The following is a 283-nucleotide window of genomic DNA, read 5'->3' as shown; positions in this document are numbered from 1 at the left end:
CTTGCTGGCAGATACACGCTCGTCCAGCGAAATTGCGCGACTTTCTGGCGTCAGCCAACCGACGGTGTCGCGGCTTCGGATGTCGGACGGGCGCCGGCTGCGGCGCAGCGCGCCATTCAATAAGCTATGCAGTTTCTATGGTGTGAAGGCGGCCGCGCGTCAGGCGGGCGCCTATAACGATCTGCTGCGCAACGCTATCGTCGAGGCGTGGGACGGCTCGGAAGAGCACGGCCGCGCCCTGCTGGTCGTGATCAACGGCTTGAAGGAACTGCGGGATCGGCCC

At 64.7% G+C, this 283-nt stretch carries 1 protein-coding gene; it reads left to right on the top strand.

Annotated elements, in window-relative coordinates; genetic code table 11:
• Window position 1: 1 nt before the first annotated feature.
• On the top strand, window positions 2–283 hold a 282-nt coding region (locus SB816_RS31055), incomplete at its 3' end, for an XRE family transcriptional regulator (protein WP_410548123.1).

Origin of the sequence: Achromobacter sp. SIMBA_011 (assembly GCF_046535435.1) — a bacterium.
Lineage (GTDB): Bacteria > Pseudomonadota > Gammaproteobacteria > Burkholderiales > Burkholderiaceae_B > Achromobacter > Achromobacter dolens.
Note: the sequence above shows the minus strand (reverse complement) of the source record. Positions and strands in the feature narration are given on the sequence as shown.